The sequence below is a fragment of the Lelliottia sp. RWM.1 genome, assembly GCF_016859735.1.
Lineage (GTDB): Bacteria > Pseudomonadota > Gammaproteobacteria > Enterobacterales > Enterobacteriaceae > Enterobacter.
The window spans coordinates 15,196-31,275 of record NZ_WLVC01000022.1 but is presented as its reverse complement, the minus strand read 5'-3'; the positions used below and the strand labels follow the sequence as shown (position 1 = coordinate 31,275).

14 protein-coding genes and 1 tRNA gene are annotated in these 16,080 nt (G+C 53.0%); 5 read left to right on the top strand and 10 right to left on the bottom strand.

Translation table 11 applies throughout. The features are described from left to right. Positions 1-90: 90 nt before the first annotated feature. On the top strand, positions 91-2,535 hold the full coding sequence (gene fadE / locus GF617_RS15860; RefSeq protein ID WP_181622363.1) for an acyl-CoA dehydrogenase FadE: 2,445 nt from the start codon (positions 91-93) through the stop codon (positions 2,533-2,535). A gap of 108 nt (positions 2,536-2,643) precedes the next feature. Continuing rightward, positions 2,644-3,414 (top strand): amidohydrolase, encoded by a 771-nt coding sequence (locus GF617_RS15855; RefSeq protein WP_203452054.1) that lies wholly within the window; start codon positions 2,644-2,646, stop codon positions 3,412-3,414. Positions 3,415-3,465: 51 nt separating this feature from the next. On the opposite strand, the gene GF617_RS15850 is transcribed toward GF617_RS15855, so the two are convergent. The 9 genes from GF617_RS15850 to dnaQ form a co-directional block, all read right to left on the bottom strand. Beyond that, a complete protein-coding gene (locus GF617_RS15850) occupies positions 3,466-5,067 on the bottom strand; it encodes a gamma-glutamyltransferase family protein (RefSeq protein WP_203452053.1) in 1,602 nt (533 codons plus the stop codon). A gap of 9 nt (positions 5,068-5,076) precedes the next feature. Continuing rightward, positions 5,077-5,952: an ABC transporter permease gene (locus GF617_RS15845; RefSeq protein ID WP_181622361.1), complete on the bottom strand. Its 876-nt coding sequence runs from the start codon at positions 5,950-5,952 to the stop codon at positions 5,077-5,079. 2 nt (positions 5,953-5,954) lie between these two features. Next, positions 5,955-6,896 (bottom strand): ABC transporter permease, encoded by a 942-nt coding sequence (locus tag GF617_RS15840; protein WP_181622360.1) that lies wholly within the window; start codon positions 6,894-6,896, stop codon positions 5,955-5,957. Between the two features lie 21 nt (positions 6,897-6,917). Further along, complete coding sequence (locus GF617_RS15835) at positions 6,918-8,432, bottom strand: ABC transporter substrate-binding protein (RefSeq protein WP_181622359.1); 1,515 nt, start codon at positions 8,430-8,432, stop codon at positions 6,918-6,920. Between the two features lie 2 nt (positions 8,433-8,434). Further along, positions 8,435-9,517: an ABC transporter ATP-binding protein gene (locus GF617_RS15830; protein WP_181622358.1), complete on the bottom strand. Its 1,083-nt coding sequence runs from the start codon at positions 9,515-9,517 to the stop codon at positions 8,435-8,437. Then, positions 9,514-10,527: an ABC transporter ATP-binding protein gene (locus GF617_RS15825; protein WP_203452052.1), complete on the bottom strand. Its 1,014-nt coding sequence runs from the start codon at positions 10,525-10,527 to the stop codon at positions 9,514-9,516. The genes GF617_RS15830 and GF617_RS15825 overlap by 4 nt, the downstream gene beginning before the upstream one ends. After that, on the bottom strand, positions 10,524-11,243 hold the full coding sequence (locus tag GF617_RS15820) for a FadR/GntR family transcriptional regulator (RefSeq protein ID WP_181622356.1): 720 nt from the start codon (positions 11,241-11,243) through the stop codon (positions 10,524-10,526). The genes GF617_RS15825 and GF617_RS15820 overlap by 4 nt, the downstream gene beginning before the upstream one ends. 391 nt (positions 11,244-11,634) lie before the next feature. Beyond that, positions 11,635-11,711 (bottom strand) — tRNA-Asp (locus GF617_RS15815). A gap of 132 nt (positions 11,712-11,843) precedes the next feature. Then, the gene (gene dnaQ, locus GF617_RS15810; protein WP_203452051.1) at positions 11,844-12,575 is read right to left on the bottom strand and encodes a DNA polymerase III subunit epsilon; all 732 of its coding nucleotides are present in this window, start codon (positions 12,573-12,575) and stop codon (positions 11,844-11,846) included. A gap of 64 nt (positions 12,576-12,639) precedes the next feature. Between dnaQ and rnhA the strand changes: the two genes are divergently transcribed. Continuing rightward, on the top strand, positions 12,640-13,107 hold the full coding sequence (gene rnhA / locus GF617_RS15805) for a ribonuclease HI (RefSeq protein WP_181622354.1): 468 nt from the start codon (positions 12,640-12,642) through the stop codon (positions 13,105-13,107). Here rnhA and GF617_RS15800 read toward each other — a convergent pair whose 3' ends face one another. Next, positions 13,108-13,824 carry a class I SAM-dependent methyltransferase gene (locus GF617_RS15800; RefSeq protein WP_181622353.1) on the bottom strand — a complete coding sequence of 239 codons (717 nt, stop codon included), beginning with the start codon at positions 13,822-13,824 and terminating at the stop codon, positions 13,108-13,110. Positions 13,825-13,856: 32 nt separating this feature from the next. Between GF617_RS15800 and gloB the strand changes: the two genes are divergently transcribed. Together gloB and mltD are read left to right on the top strand one after the other, a co-directional pair. After that, positions 13,857-14,615, top strand: a complete 759-nt coding sequence (gene gloB, locus GF617_RS15795; RefSeq protein WP_203452050.1) for a hydroxyacylglutathione hydrolase — start codon at positions 13,857-13,859, stop codon at positions 14,613-14,615. Between the two features lie 68 nt (positions 14,616-14,683). Continuing rightward, positions 14,684-16,048, top strand: coding sequence for a murein transglycosylase D (gene mltD / locus GF617_RS15790; RefSeq protein WP_203452049.1), 1,365 nt, complete (start codon positions 14,684-14,686; stop codon positions 16,046-16,048). The last annotated feature ends 32 nt before the right edge of the window (positions 16,049-16,080 follow it).

Here is a 16,080-nt window from a genome sequence, read left to right as displayed (position 1 = left end):
TTGTGAACGCATTGCTAAAAGAAATAACATCCACTACAACCATATCATCACAAGTGGTCAGACCTCCTACAAGACAGGGAGCTTTTCTTTATGATGATTTTGAGCATTATCGCAACCGTTGTTCTGCTCGGTGTGTTGTTTTATCACCGCATAGGTTTATTCCTGAGCAGTCTGATTTTGCTGGCCTGGACAGCGGCGCTGGGTGTCGCTGGCCTCTGGAATATCTGGCTGTTAGTCCCGCTGGCAATCATTCTTTTGCCGTTCAACTTCGCGCCAATGCGTAAATCGATGATTTCTGCACCGGTATTCAAGGGCTTCCGTAAAGTGATGCCTCCGATGTCGCGTACGGAGAAAGAAGCGATTGATGCAGGCACGACCTGGTGGGAAGGCGATCTTTTCCAGGGGAATCCAGACTGGAAAAAACTGCACAACTATCCGCAGCCGCGCCTGACAGCAGAAGAACAGACATTCATCGATGGTCCGGTAGAAGAAGCGTGCCGCATGGCAAACGACTTCCAGATCACCCATGAAATGGCCGATCTGCCGCCAGAGCTGTGGGCATTCTTAAAAGAGCATCGCTTCTTTGCGATGATCATTAAAAAAGAGTACGGCGGACTGGAGTTTTCCGCTTACGCTCAGGCTCGCGTCCTGCAAAAACTGGCAGGTGTCTCCGGGATCCTGGCGATCACCGTCGGCGTGCCGAACTCTTTAGGTCCGGGCGAACTGCTGCAACATTACGGTACTAAAGAGCAAAAAGATCACTATCTGCCACGTCTGGCTCGTGGTCTGGAGATCCCTTGCTTCGCACTGACCAGCCCGGAAGCCGGTTCAGATGCGGGGGCAATCCCGGATACGGGTGTCGTTTGTATGGGCGACTGGCAGGGCGAACAGGTATTGGGAATGCGCCTGACCTGGAACAAACGCTACATTACGCTGGCCCCGATCGCGACCGTACTGGGTTTGGCCTTCAAACTCTCGGATCCGGAAAAACTGTTGGGTGGTGAAGAAGAACCAGGGATTACCTGTGCGCTGATCCCAACCTCTACACCGGGCGTTGAAATTGGTCGTCGCCACTTCCCGCTGAACGTTCCGTTCCAGAACGGTCCGACACGCGGCCAGGATATCTTTGTGCCGATTGATTTCATCATCGGTGGACCGAAAATGGCCGGTCAAGGCTGGCGTATGCTGGTGGAATGTCTGTCAGTTGGCCGTGGCATTACGCTGCCGTCAAACTCCACCGGTGGCCTGAAATCTGTCGCTATGGGGATTGGCGCTTACGCTCATATCCGCCGTCAGTTCAAAATTTCGATCGGTAAGATGGAAGGGATCGAAGAGCCACTGGCACGCATCGCAGGCAACGCCTACGTGATGGATGCTGCCGCATCGCTTATCACCTACGGCATTATGCTGGGTGAAAAACCGGCTGTGCTGTCAGCGATTGTGAAGTACCACTGTACCCACCGTGCACAGCAGTCCATCATTGACGCAATGGATATTGCGGGCGGTAAAGGCATTATGCTCGGAGAGGGCAACTTCCTGGCGCGTGGTTATCAAGGCTCACCGATTGCTATCACCGTGGAAGGGGCAAACATCCTGACCCGTAGCATGATGATCTTCGGTCAGGGGGCGATTCGCTGCCATCCGTATGTGCTGGAAGAGATGGCTGCCGCGCAGAATAACGACGTAGATGCCTTCGATAAACTGCTGTTCAAACATATCGGGCATGTCGGGAGCAACAAAGTGCGTAGTTTCTGGCTAGGTCTGACCAATGGCCGCACCAGCGCAACACCAACCGGCGACGCAACCCGTCGTTACTACCAACAGTTGAACCGTCTGAGCGCCAACCTGGCGCTGCTGTCTGACGTCTCAATGGCGGTGCTTGGCGGTAGCCTGAAGCGTCGCGAGCGTATCTCTGCCCGTCTCGGCGATGTATTAAGTCAGGTCTTCCTTGCCTCAGCGGTCCTGAAACGTTACGACGATGAAGGCCGCCAGGAAGCCGATCTGCCGCTGGTTCATTGGGGCGTGCAGGATGCAATGCATAAGGCAGAACAAGCTATTGACGACCTGCTGGCTAACTTCCCGAACCGCTTTGTGGCTGGCGCTTTGCGTGTGGTGATCTTCCCGACCGGCCGTCATCATCTGGCGCCGTCTGACAAACTGGATCATAAAGTGGCTAAGATCCTGCAAGTCCCGAGTGCAACCCGCTCGCGTATTGGTCGAGGCCAGTATCTGACGCCAACAGAGCATAACCCGGTAGGTCTGCTGGAAGAGGCGCTGCTGGATGTCATGGCTGCCGACCCAATTCACCAGAAAATCTGTAAACAACTGGGCAAAAATCTGCCGTTTACACGCCTGGATGCACTGGCAAAACAAGCCCTGTCAGGCGGTATCATCGATAAAGATGAAGCGGCTATCCTGGTGAAAGCGGAAGAGAGCCGTTTACGTAGCATTAATGTGGATGATTTCGAACCAGACGAGCTGGCGACACAGCCGGTAAAGTTGCCGGAGAAGGTCCGTAAACCTGAAGCAGCCTGATGCATCACTCGCTTACAAACCCCGCCGCGTGCGGGGTTTTTTATTGCCACATTTTCTTTTTCCATCGTGCTACAGTGTCAAAAAGCTGTCCTGCGAGGAGTCTTAACTGTGCCTGGTTTGAAGATTACGATTTTACAACAACCTTTAGTGTGGATGGATGGCCCGGCTAACCTGCGCCACTTTGATCGTCAGCTGGAAGGTATCTCCGGGCGCGATGTCATCGTATTGCCTGAAATGTTTACTACCGGGTTTGCCATGGAAGCGGCAAAACAGTCGATGCCGCAGGCAGAGGTTGTCGCCTGGATGCAGAGTAAAGCGCAGCAAACTAATGCGTTAATTGCTGGCAGTGCCGCTCTGCAAACCGAACGTGGGCCGGTAAACCGTTTCTTGCTAGTTGAGCCTGGTGGTCAGTTGCATTTTTACGATAAACGTCATCTGTTCCGCATGGCCGACGAGCATCATCACTATGAAGCCGGTAATGAGCGGGTGGTATTTGAGTGGCGAGGCTGGCGCATTCTGCCGCTGGTTTGCTACGACCTGCGCTTCCCGGTCTGGTCACGCAACCGCAACGATTACGATTTGGCGCTGTATGTCGCCAACTGGCCTGCGCCGCGTTCACTCCACTGGCAGTCTCTGCTGGTTGCACGCGCTATTGAGAATCAGGCGTATGTGGTGGGTTGTAACCGTGTAGGAACTGACGGCAATGGGCATCACTACCGTGGCGATAGCCGCGTCATTAATCCGCAGGGCGAAATTATCGCCACCGCAGAACCACATCAGGCAATACGCATTGACGCTGAGATATCGCTGACGGCGCTGAAAGAGTATCGGGAGAAGTTTCCTGCGTGGCAGGATGCAGATCCGTTTAGCATTGAATAAATGTTTCCCCTCACCCGGCCCTCTCCCAAAAAGTGAGGGCCGGGTAAAGCATTAACTCACTAATGCCTGCCCGTCTTTGCGGCTTTCCGTCGCGGCGACGTAATGCCCTTCCGGCAGACGGTAAATCACCTGTGCACCACCGAAGTTGTAATCCTGCAACGGATCTTCCACTACAATTTTATGTCCGCGCTCGCGCAGTGCCGCAATAGTGTTGCGATCAAACGAAGACTCAACAATCACTTCCCTGCCCTGCACCACGCGCCAGCGCGGGGCGTCGATAGCCGCTTGCGGATTTTGCCCATGCAACATAATACGCAATGCCATCTGCATGTGCCCCTGAGCCTGCATTGGCCCCCCCATCACACCGAAAGACATCAGCGGCTTGCCGTTACCGTCCATCGCAAAACCTGGAATAATGGTGTGGAATGGGCGTTTATTGCCTGCCAGAGCATTCGGGTGTTTTGGATCAAGCACAAAGCCACAACCCCTGTTTTGCAGGCTGATCCCCGTCCCCGGGACAACCACGCCTGAACCAAAGCCCATATAGTTCGACTGAATAAAGGAGATCATCATACCGCTCGCGTCCGCAGCCGCAAGATAGACAGTGCCGCTTTGCGTCGGAGATCCGTAGGTGAAATCAGAGGCGCTATCGTGGTCGATAAGCGCCGCCCGTGACTTCAGATAGGCATCACTTAGCAATTCTTTCGCCGCAAACTCCATATGCTCTTCATCCGCCACATAGCGATCGAGATCGGCCAGCGCCAGCTTCATCGCTTCGATGGAAAGGTGTAGCGCTTGCACAGAATCAGGATGATGCTTCTCAATGCCGCACTGCTCCAGAATCCCGAGCGCAATCAGCGTGGCAATCCCCTGACCATTTGGAGGCAACTCCTGAACCGAACCACCCGCAAAGTCGCGCGACAACAGCTCCACCCACTCCGCACGATGATTTGCCAGATCCTCAGCCGTCAGGTGCGCTCCGTGCTCTTTCGCGAAAGCAGCAATTTTTTGTGCCAGCTCGCCCCGATAGAATGCTTCGCCGTTGGTTTTCGCGATCAGCTCCAGCGAGTTGGCCTGAGCCGGGTTACGGAAGATTTCACCCACGCGCGGCGCACGGCCTTCCGGAGCAAAACAGGCGCTAAACCCGGGTTGATCTTTCAGCTTGTTGTAACCACGCTGCCAGAGATGGCCAATCAGCGGAGAGACCGGGAAACCGTTGCGGGCATACTCAATCGCTGGCTGCGCAAGCGTCGTAAGTGGTAATGTGCCAAACCGTTCAGCCAGTGCGACCCAGCCTGAAACTGCACCTGGTACGGTCACTGCGTCCCACCCCAGCTCTGGCATGACCGTTTTACCGGCAAACAGATCCGCATGCCAGCTCGCCGGAGAGCGACCAGAAGCGTTAAGCCCGTGAAGTTTTTCCCCGTCCCAGACAATGGCAAAAGCGTCACTGCCTATGCCGTTGCCAGTCGGTTCAACCACCGTCAGCACCATAGCCGTGGCGATAGCCGCATCAACGGCATTCCCACCCAATTGCAGCATCCGCATACCCGCCTGCGCCGCCAGCGGCTGAGAGGTAGCAACCGCGTTATGGCCCATCATCGGCGGGCGTCGAGAATCGTAACCGGAGGTAAAATCAAGCGCTTTGGTCATCATGACTCCTTAGTCGTGGCGCGGATCGAGCGCATCGCGCAGCCCGTCGCCAAGTAAATTAAAGCCTTGTACCGCCAGGAAGATGGCGATACCGGGGAAAACAGACATCCACGGCGCTTGCTCAAGAAACCCTTTCGCGGTGTTGAGCATAGAGCCCCAGGACGGATTCGGCGGCTGCTGGCCAAGCCCCAGGAATGAGAGGCTGGCTTCGGCAATAATTGCCGACGCGATAGCAAGCGTGGCCTGCACCAGAATCGGTGACATCACGTTAGGCAGCACGTATTTCAGAATGATCCAGCGATCCGGCAAGCCAATCGCTCGCGCACCATCGATGTACTCTTCATGACGAATAGCGATCACCTGGCCGCGCGTCAGACGAGCGAAGATCGGCATGGCAGAGAGACCAATGGCGATCATTGCATTGGTCAGGCTCGGGCCTAAAAACGCCCCCAGCGCGATCGCCATGATCAGGAATGGGCACGCCAGCAGCGCTTCGATAAAGCGAGAGATCACACCATCCCACATTTTCTGGAAATAACCGGCCACCAGCCCTAATGGCACACCAATCACAACGGCAATCACCACCGACATACAGCCCGCCATCAGCGACGTTCTTGCCCCCCAGACAATACGGGAGAGGATATCTCTCCCCAGTTCATCAGTGCCGAACCAGTACATTTCTGATGGGGGTTTGCGCACTGCAAGGAAGTTGGCTTTCACCGGATCAAAGGGTGCAATCCAGGGTGCAAGTAATGCAAGCAGGACAAAGAAGCCCACCACCACCGCACCAATCACTGCGCTTTTGTTGGCGAGGAATTTCTTCAGCACCCGGTTTTGCGTGTGCGGTAGTGCTGGCACAACATGTGAAGTGGTCAGTTCTGCCATGATTAGCCTCGCATTTTCGGGTTGATGAGGACGTACAGCACGTCAGCCAGCAGGTTAAGGAGCAGGAAGCCGATCGCCACGATCAGTACCACGCCCTGCACTACGGCATAGTCACGGTTAAAAACGGAATCCACGATCATCTTGCCAAAGCCTGGAATAGTGAAAACCTGTTCGGTCAATACCGCCCCGCCCAGCAGCTCGCCAAACAACAGCGTAGTAAGCGTGATGACCGGTACAAGTGCGTTGCGAAAGGCGTGTTTTAAGATCACGGCCTTAGGCAACAGCCCTTTTGCACGCGCGGTACGGATGTAATCGGCTTTTAATACCGCAATCATCGAGGCTCGCGTATGGCGCATCAGCGTCGCTGCCAGTCCTGTTCCCAGCACCGAAGCAGGCAGCAGCAGGGTCCGCAAATTCTGGATAGGATCTTCGCTAAACGGCACGTAACCGGATGCAGGCAGCCACTGCAAATTGACCGAAAAGACCAGTATCAGCAGGATCCCAAGCCAAAAATGCGGTATTGAGATCCCCGATATCGCAACAAAGTTTGCCCCGTGATCAACCCAGCTGTTTTTATTCACCGCCGCCAGAATGCCCATGCTGATACCAAACACCAGGGCGATGATCATCGCCAGCAGCGACAACTCCATCGTGACCGGAAGTTTGCTGGCAATCAGCGATGTCACGGGTTCATGAGTACGTAAGGAGACGCCCAGATCGCCCTGCAACGCACGCGTCAGCCAGTGGAAATACTGCACGGGGATTGGCGCATCCAGGTTTAGCTCCGCACGCAGTTGAGCAATCACCGCCGGATCGCGCTCCTCTCCAGCCATGGCGATCAGCGGATCGCCGGGAAGCAGTTTTTGCAGCCCAAACACCATCATGCTCACCAGCAGCAGTGTCGGGATAGCCAGCAGCAGACGTTTGCAAATCAGTTCCAGCATGGTTTCTCCTCACGCCTTTATTTATTTCGCCAGCGTCAAACCGGCCAGACGCACAATGCCATCCGGGTAAGGTTTAAAGCCCTGCACACTCTTGTTCAGACCAAAAATACGCGGTTCAAAGTAGAGGTAAGCGATAGGCATATCGGTCTGCAGCTGTTGAACAACCTTGTCATACAACGGCTGACGGGCAGCAGGGTCCGTGCTCAGTCGCGCCTGCGTCAGCCATTCGTCCACCTGCGCATTGCTGTAGCGGCCATCGTTCAGCGTTCCTTTGCTGTTGATGAAGCCGTAGATGCTGCCATCCGGGTCCGGGCGACCAGACCAGCCAGAGAAGCTCAGTTGGTAATCACCGCTTTGCTGGCGATCGAGCAGCGTGGCGAATTCTGTCATTTGCAGATTGAGGTTAAACCCGGCTTCGGCCACCATCGCCTGAAGCACCTGGCCAACCTGCTGCGACGTTGGGTTATTCGGAACCAGTAAGTTAACGTTCAGTGGCGTCGTCACACCGGCTTGTTTCAGGAGGGCTTTTGCTTTCTCCACATCACGCGCGGGAACCGGAACATTAACGTGGTAAGGGCTCACGGTCGAAAACGCCTGATTAGCAGGAGTGTAGAGCCCTTCGAAGACCACCTGGTTAAGCGCATCGCGGTCGATGGCCTGAGAGAAAGCCTCACGAACGCGGGCATCTTTGAACGGGTCGTTAGCCGGGACGTGGCCGTTATTGATATTGAACGTAATGCCCTGATAACCCAGACCCGTCACTTTCGCCAGCGCCAGCTTGCTGTCTGCTTCCACCGTTTTCACGTCGCTTGCAGCAATGCCTTCGGTCAGGTCAAGATCGCCTGCACGCAGGTTAGCCAGACGAACAGAGGCATCCGGGATCGGCAGGTAGATAATTTTGTCAAAGTGGTAGGCGTCTTTGTTCCAGTAGTTGTCAAAACGACTCAGAACAATGCGGTCCTGCGACACGCGACTGTCGAACTTGTACGGACCGGAACAGACCGGATGCGCGGCAAAATCCGGCTTTTTCGCCGCTTCCGGGGCCATCATCGCTCCAGCACGATCGGTGAGCTGCATCAGCAACGCGGCATCCGGGTTTTTCAGGTGCAAGGCAATCTGCATCGGGCCGGTCACATCCACCGACTCGACTGAAGAGATTTCACTTTTACGCAATGAACCTTTTAAGGTCAGGGCGCGGTCGAGGTTGTATTTAGCAGCGGTTGCATCAAATTTTTCGCCGTCGTGGAACGTCACGCCTTCGCGCAGATTCATGGTCAGGGTTTTGCCATCGTCGCTCCAGGCCCAGTCTTTCGCCAGCCCTGGGACAACGTTCAGATGTTCATCGACATCCACCAGCCTGTCACACAGCGACGCGAAGACAAAACGGCCATAATAGGTCCGCGCCAGATGCGGATCGAGCATATCCGGGTCGGCCCCCAGACCAATTCGCAACACACTTTCCGAATGCGCGGGCAACGCCGCACCCAGCAACATAACACTTCCCAGTACGGTCAAAAGAGAATTACGCATTGTCATTATCATGAGTTCCTTGCAGGAAGGGAGGAGTGAGATGCCGCGTGTTCAAACAGCGCGCGGCGACGCAGAAATGCGGCAGAGGGCGGTGCTATCTGAATAACACTGCGATCGCGATTAATCTCCTGCCAGCGATGGCAGGCAACCTGACGTCCGCCATCCAGCACCTGATTGATTGGCTCAACCTGGCGGCATTCATCAGAAACATAGGGACAGCGTGTGTGGAAACGACATCCGGTTGGCGGGTTTGAAGGGTTCGGTAAATCGCCCTGCAACAGAGGCGTATCCCGTTGTGCACCAGGCTGCATCTGCGGGGCAGAGGCGATAAGTGCCTGGGTATAAGGATGCAATGGCGCATCAAAAATTTCGTCAACGGTTGCCAGTTCAACGATTTGCCCCAGGTACATCACCGCAACGCGGTCGCTCATATGCCGAATAACGGCAAGACCATGCGCGACGATAATCATCGTCAGCCCCAGTTGATGTTTAAGGCTTTCCAGCAAATTCACTACCTGCGCCTGTACGGACACATCCAACGCCGAGACCGGCTCATCACCCAGCAGCAGTTTTGGGCCGGAAGCGAGAGCTCGCGCGATACCGATACGCTGGCGCTGACCGCCAGAAAACTCATGCGGATAGCGCCCAGCCCAGGCGGCAGGCAGCCCGACTGTTTTCAACAGTTCGGCAACCCGATACTGGCGGTCTGCTTTTTTCATATTCTGGTGTAACCACAACGGCTCGCCGACAATTTGCTCTACCGTCATACGCGGGTTCAGTGAGGCAAACGGATCCTGAAAAATAATCTGCAGTTCACGCCGGAGTTGATTCAGGCGCGCACCCGAGGCATGGGTGATCTCTTCGCCCTGATAAAACACGCGTCCTTCACTTGCCGCCAGCAAGCGCAGCAGCAAACGACCAAGTGTGGATTTTCCGGAACCAGATTCGCCGACAATCGCCAGCGTTTCGCCTGGCATAACAGAGAGCGAAACCCTGTCAACCGCCGTCACAAAGCGGGCGGGGGTAAAAAGTTTTTTGGGGCCGGGAAACAGTTTACTGAGGTCGTGAGCTTCAAGGATGGGCGTAGTCATGCGATTTCTCCCAGCGCAATATGTTGTTCCAGCGGCACACGGAAACAGGCTACCTGATGACCAGCGCCAAGCGTGTTAAGTGACGGTTTTTCATCATGGCAACGCGTCTGTGCGAAGGGACAGCGGGTCGCGAAACGACAGCCTTTAGGCATGGATTCTGGCAGAGGGACAGAGCCCGGAATGGTCGAAAGCTGACCTTTACGCGCGCCAAGCGAAGGAATGGAGCCCATCAGACCAATGGTGTACGGGTGCTGAGGATCGGCGAAGATAGCGTCGACACTCCCCTGCTCAACCACCTGCCCTGCGTACATCACCGCTACCTGTTGCGCCACTTCTGCCACGACGCCTAAGTCGTGTGTGATCATCAACACCGCAGTGCCTGTCTCTTCCTTTAACGTATTGAGGAGAGCCAGAATTTGCGCCTGAATTGTCACATCGAGTGCAGTCGTTGGTTCATCAGCAATCAACAGCCGGGGACGGTTAATGAGCGCCATCGCAATCATCACACGCTGGCGCATCCCGCCGGAGAGTTGATGAGGGTAAGATTTCAGGCGCATCCCGGCGGCCGGAATTTGGACCTTTTCCAGAATGTTCAGCGCAGCAGTCATGGCATCACTACGTGACATATTCTGGTGGCGCATTACAGCCTCGCTGAGCTGATCGCCAAGCGTAAATGTCGGGTTCAGCGAGGTCATCGGTTCCTGAAAAATCATCGCCAGCTCATTACCCCGGAGGTCGGCATATTCCCGCGGGGAGAGTTTGCGCAGATCGTGACGGCGAAACTGCATTTCACCACTCACGATCTGAGCGCTGGCAGGTAGCAATCCCATCAGCGCTAAGGATGTGATGCTCTTTCCACAACCAGATTCACCTACCAGCGCCAATGTTTCGCCCCCTTTCACGGCAAGCGAGATCCCATCCAGTACGCTTACCGGCGAGCCTGCGAATTTTACGTTGAGGTTTTGCAGGCGCAGTACCGGCGCCGCTTCCTTGAACGGAATGGTCGTCATAACGTGAAATCGTCCTCAAGATGAATAGCCTGAATTAAGGCTGCTTGCAGGCTTAGCAGGTGTTCGCGCATGGCGGTCGCTGCTTCGTTAGGCTGGCGATGGATGATCGCAGACATGATTTTTTCGTGATGGTCGTTGTAGTGATCAACACGCTCGGGTGTACGCGCTAATTCACGGAGGTGCTGCCAGCCTGGCTCGCGTCTGACGGCGTCGATGGCATCGAATAAACCGAGCATCAGACGATTACCCGCGGCCTCTGCAATCGCACGGTGAAAGGCGCTATCCCACAATTCATTCAGATCGCGGTCATCCGGGCTGACCTTATTAATGCGTTCCAGCATGCGCTGCATGAGCGCGAGGTTTTCCCTGGTGGCACGCAGTGCCGCAAGCCGGGCTAAGCCGGGTTCGAGCTGTAGACGAGCTTCCATCACTTCCAGCAAATTGGTTTGTTGTACCAACCCCTGAAGTGCCAGCGGCTCCACCGGAGCAGCAGGACCAATAAAGGTTCCTTTGCCCTGTTTACGCCAGATCCGGCCCTCTTCCTCCAGCACGTCCAGCGCACGACGAACTTCACGTCGTCCTACGCCGAGAGTTTCCGATAACTCACGTTCAGTGGGCAACGGAATGCCTGGTGTTGACTCGTGCTGATTGATAAGGCCGCGCAATTGCTCAAGCGCAGTGCTGGAATTTGCCAGAAACCGTGACGGTTTTTCCATATTGGTTCGCTCGCTTTCATCATCACTTTATTTTTATTAACAATAAGTTATAGATATAGTTAATAACTTATCGCCCTAATGATTAAGCAATTAATGAACCAATAATTCATTGGTTCGTGAGCTTTCACGAAAATGGTGGATAACTGGATGATTTACAGTGAATTATTTTTACATAATTGTTACACAAAGAAATGACAAACCAGGACAAACGGAGATTATTTGCACAACAAAAGTGCAAATAACGCACCAAAACTGCGCAATTGTTAATTAATTGCACTATTGTAATTAACTTTTTGTTAACACACTAAAGGAGGGGAGAAAGGGGTATAAGAATATGCAGACATAAAACGACGAAAGCCTGAATCATTTCTGATTCAGGCTTTCTGAATAGTGGCGGAACGGACGGGACTCGAACCCGCGACCCCCTGCGTGACAGGCAGGTATTCTAACCGACTGAACTACCGCTCCACATTGTGTTCCGTTGGGAACGAAGCGGATATTACGGATTGCCTCTGAACTCGTCAACGCTTTTTCTCAAGTTTTGAATCGTTTGCTGTAAAAATCACCCAAGCGGCGATTTTACACGCATTGCTGCGCGCATTATGCGCGCCATAGGCAGCTTCCGCCCTTCTTCTGTACCAGATCCAGACGTGATTCATGTGCAGCCATTTCGTCATCGTTGGCTAAAACCACCCGTAAACGGTTTGCCTGACGCACAACACGCTGAATTTCTGCATCCCCCTGCATCTGCTGTGTATCACCTTCCATACTAAACGCCATGGAGGTTTGCCCACCCGTCATGGTCAGATAAACATCAGCCAAAATCTGGGCATCGAGTAACGCGCCGTGCAGCGTACGTTTGGTGTTGTCTATTTCATAACGCGAGCAGAGCGCATCGAGGCTGTTACGCTTGCCGGGGAACATCTTTCTGGCCAGCGCCAGACTATCGGTGACTTTGCAAAAGGTATTCGTTTTAGGAATGCCACGATTGAGCTTGCTGAACTCATAGTCCATAAAACCGATATCAAACGATGCATTATGGATGACCAGCTCAGCGCCGGTAATGTATTCCAGGAATTCATCTGCCACATCTGCAAATGTCGGCTTATCAAGCAAGAACTCATCAGCAATACCGTGAACGCCAAACGCCTCTGGCTCCACCAGCCGGTCAGGTTTGAGGTATACGTGGAAATTGTTCCCCGTAAGACGACGGTTCACGACTTCAACAGCACCGATCTCAATAATCTTGTGCCCTTCGTAGTGCGCACCGATCTGGTTCATACCGGTGGTTTCGGTATCGAGGACAATCTGGCGTGTAATTGCAGTGCTCATAGCGGTCATTTATGTCAGACTTATCGTTTAACTGAACGTTTCAAATACAGGAAGTCTACCAGAGATGCGTAAACAGGTAGAAATTTTCACCGATGGATCATGTCTCGGCAACCCAGGCCCCGGTGGATATGGCGCGATCATGCGCTATCGCCAGCACGAAAAAACCTTTAGCGAAGGTTATCACCTGACGACCAATAACCGAATGGAGCTGATGGCTGCCATTGTGGCACTGGAAGCTTTAAAGGAACACTGTGACGTGGTATTGAGCACTGACAGTCAGTATGTTCGCCAGGGGATTACTCAGTGGATCCACAACTGGAAAAAGCGTGGCTGGAAAACAGCAGATAAAAAACCGGTCAAGAATGTCGATCTCTGGAAACGCCTGGACGCAGCTATTGGTCAGCACGAGATCAAATGGGAATGGGTGAAAGGCCATGCCGGTCATCCTGAAAACGAACGCTGCGACGAGCTGGCTCGCGCTGCCGCGTCTAATCCCGTTCAGGACGACGTGGGTTATCAACCCGAATCCTGATTACGGTTTTTTGTATTGCCGCGTTGCACCTACGGTCTGGCGGATCTGTGTTTTTGATTTGCTCTGCTTCATCGGATTGAGCGTAAGAGGAATTGTTCTTTTACGCGCCACAATAAACTGCATGCAGCCTAATGCTGGCAGATGCGTACTGAGTAAAACGCCCCCCTTACGCGCCCAGGGCACAACCTGAAAGCCGCCATAGCAGAGCACTTCAAAGTTTAGTAATGACAGCCAGTCTAGCTGGCGCATCAGAGTAAACATACGGCTGTTATACGGTGGCGTGCGGCGTAATACAGGAACAAGTTTACGTAACCCCATCAGGCTCAACGGATTGAAGCCACTGATGATTAGCCAGCCGTCGTCGATTAACACCCGATCAACTTCCCTCAGCAGGCGATGCGGGTCGCTGCACCAGGGTAATGTATGCGCCAGCAGGCATGCATCAACCGATTTTTCGGCAAACGGCAAATGCAACGGATCGGCCTTTACCTGCACAGGAGAGCCATCAAGAGAGGCATTAACCTGATGAGAAATGGCACAACTTTCGGAGTTGATTTCCGCGCTGAGATTGCCAATCTTAAGCAGGTGAAAACCATACATTTTCGCGAACCAGGGCTTAAGCTGTTGCTCTAACGCTTCGCGATAGTATTCACCCCAGGGCAATTCCGCCCAACGTTCCGGTGCTGCGACAGTCTGAGGTATCCTTGCCGGTTTCATCAACACATCCGCCACGTTGTAAGAGGTAATATATGAATCTTATCAGTATTCCTGCCTTTCAGGACAACTACATCTGGGTTTTAGTTAACGATGATCGTCGGTGCATCATTGTCGATCCCGGTGAGTCTGCCCCTGTCTTGAACGCTATTGCGGAAAATGGCTGGCAGCCTGAAGCCATTCTCCTCACGCACCACCATAACGATCATGTCGGTGGTGTTCCGGACCTGCGGGATCAATTTCCGCATCTTGTGGTATACGGCCCGGCGGAAACACAAGATAAGGGGACAACGCAAGTAGTCAAAGAGGGCGAAAACATCCTCATACTCGGGTGGGATTTTTCCGTATTTGCCACTCCCGGTCACACTTCAGGACATATTTGTTTCTACAGCACACCTTATCTTTTTTGCGGGGATACGATGTTTTCTGGCGGTTGCGGAAGATTATTTGAAGGAACACCAGCACAAATGTATCAATCTTTTCAGAAGATTAATGCGCTCCCAGGTGACACCCTCATTTGTTGCGCACATGAATATACATTAGCAAACATGAAGTTTTCAGCGAGCATCTTACCTGACGATCGGGCGATTCAAGATTATTACCTGAAAGTGAAGGAGTTACGTGCAAAAAACCAAAAAACACTGCCAGGAATTCTGAAAAAAGAGCGGGAAATTAATTTATTTTTAAGAACGAATGATATTGATTTAATTGAAAAAATAAACAAAGAAACAAATTTGCAACAACCTGAAGAACGATTCGCATGGTTAAGGTCAAAGAAAGATAACTTCCGATAATTCCGGGTTGCCTTTTCAAAAATTCGCCGTTATCATCGCTCGTCTTTTAAGCAACTATTGACACACACATGAAGGCAAAAGCGATATTACTCGCCTCTGTCCTGCTTGTAGGTTGCCAGTCACAAAACGGCAGCAACGTACAACAGCACGCACAGAGCCTTTCTGCAGCTGGTCAAGGGGAAGCAGGGAAGTTTACAAGTCAGGCGCGATGGATGGACGATGGGACATCATTCGCGCAGGATCAAGGCTTGTGGGCCTCTATTGGCGACGAGCTAAAGATGGGAATTCCGGAAAACAACCGGATTCGCGAACAGAAACAGAAGTATTTGAGAAATAAGAGCTATCTCCACGATGTAACTTTACGGGCAGAGCCGTATATGTACTGGATAGCAGGGCAAGTTAAGAAACGTAACATGCCCATGGAACTGGTACTACTACCCATAGTGGAGAGCGCTTTTGACCCGCACGCAACGTCTGGAGCCAATGCCGCAGGCATTTGGCAGATCATTCCGAGCACAGGGCGAAATTATGGATTGAAACAGACCCGCAGCTACGATGCGCGTCGTGATGTAGTCGCTTCAACGACTGCCGCTCTCGACATGATGCAACGTCTGAATAAGATGTTTGACGGCGACTGGTTGTTAACTGTCGCTGCGTATAACAGCGGTGAAGGTCGTGTACTGAAGGCAATGAAAACGAACAAAGCGCGTGGTAAACCCACCGATTTTTGGTCGCTCTCTCTGCCTCAGGAAACCAAGCTTTATGTACCGAAAATGCTGGCTTTGAGCGATATACTCAAAAATAGCAAACGCTATGGCGTACAACTGCCAACACCAGACGAAAGTCGTGCGTTAGCGCGTGTTCGTCTCAGCAGCCCAGTTGAAATACAACAGGTTGCTGATATGACGGGTATGTCGGTCAGCAAGCTTAAGACCTTTAATGCTGGCGTTAAAGGCTCTACGTTGGGTGCAAATGGCCCACAATATGTAATGGTTCCGCAGAAACACGCTGAACAGTTACGTGAGTCTTTAGCCTCAGGTGAGATCGCAGCCGTTCAGTCAACGCTGATCGCGGATGCCTCATCAGTCAGCAGCCGTAGCTATAAGGTTCGTTCGGGTGATACCCTTTCAGGCATTGCCTCACGCCTTGGTGTGACGGCGAAAGATCTGCAGCAGTGGAATAATCTGCGTAGTTCGGGTCTGAAGGTAGGTCAGAATCTGACAGTGGGTGCGGGTAGCAGCGCACAGCGTCTTGCCAACAACAGCGACAGTATTACCTATCGCGTACGTAAGGGTGATTCGCTGTCCAGTATCGCTAAACGTCACGGCGTGAACATCAAAGATGTGATGCGCTGGAATAATGGTACTGACAACCTGCGACCTGGCGATCAACTGACGCTGTTTGTAAAAAACAGCACAACGCCAGATTCCTGATTACAGACTCTGAATATAAAAAAAGGCACCGA

Bases quoted from the DNA above. Each gene is read 5' to 3' on its own strand.
- fadE (WP_181622363.1), top strand. From the start codon at position 91: ATGATGATTTTGAGCATTATCGCAACCGTTGTTCTGCTCGGTGTGTTG.
- GF617_RS15850 (WP_203452053.1), bottom strand. From the start codon at position 5,067: ATGACCAAAGCGCTTGATTTTACCTCCGGTTACGATTCTCGACGCCCG.
- GF617_RS15845 (WP_181622361.1), bottom strand. From the start codon at position 5,952: ATGGCAGAACTGACCACTTCACATGTTGTGCCAGCACTACCGCACACG.
- GF617_RS15840 (WP_181622360.1), bottom strand. From the start codon at position 6,896: ATGCTGGAACTGATTTGCAAACGTCTGCTGCTGGCTATCCCGACACTG.
- GF617_RS15835 (WP_181622359.1), bottom strand. From the start codon at position 8,432: ATGACAATGCGTAATTCTCTTTTGACCGTACTGGGAAGTGTTATGTTG.
- GF617_RS15830 (WP_181622358.1), bottom strand. From the start codon at position 9,517: ATGACTACGCCCATCCTTGAAGCTCACGACCTCAGTAAACTGTTTCCC.
- GF617_RS15825 (WP_203452052.1), bottom strand. From the start codon at position 10,527: ATGACGACCATTCCGTTCAAGGAAGCGGCGCCGGTACTGCGCCTGCAA.
- GF617_RS15820 (WP_181622356.1), bottom strand. From the start codon at position 11,243: ATGGAAAAACCGTCACGGTTTCTGGCAAATTCCAGCACTGCGCTTGAG.
- dnaQ (WP_203452051.1), bottom strand. From the start codon at position 12,575: ATGAGCACTGCAATTACACGCCAGATTGTCCTCGATACCGAAACCACC.
- rnhA (WP_181622354.1), top strand. From the start codon at position 12,640: ATGCGTAAACAGGTAGAAATTTTCACCGATGGATCATGTCTCGGCAAC.
- GF617_RS15800 (WP_181622353.1), bottom strand. From the start codon at position 13,824: ATGAAACCGGCAAGGATACCTCAGACTGTCGCAGCACCGGAACGTTGG.
- gloB (WP_203452050.1), top strand. From the start codon at position 13,857: ATGAATCTTATCAGTATTCCTGCCTTTCAGGACAACTACATCTGGGTT.
- mltD (WP_203452049.1), top strand. From the start codon at position 14,684: ATGAAGGCAAAAGCGATATTACTCGCCTCTGTCCTGCTTGTAGGTTGC.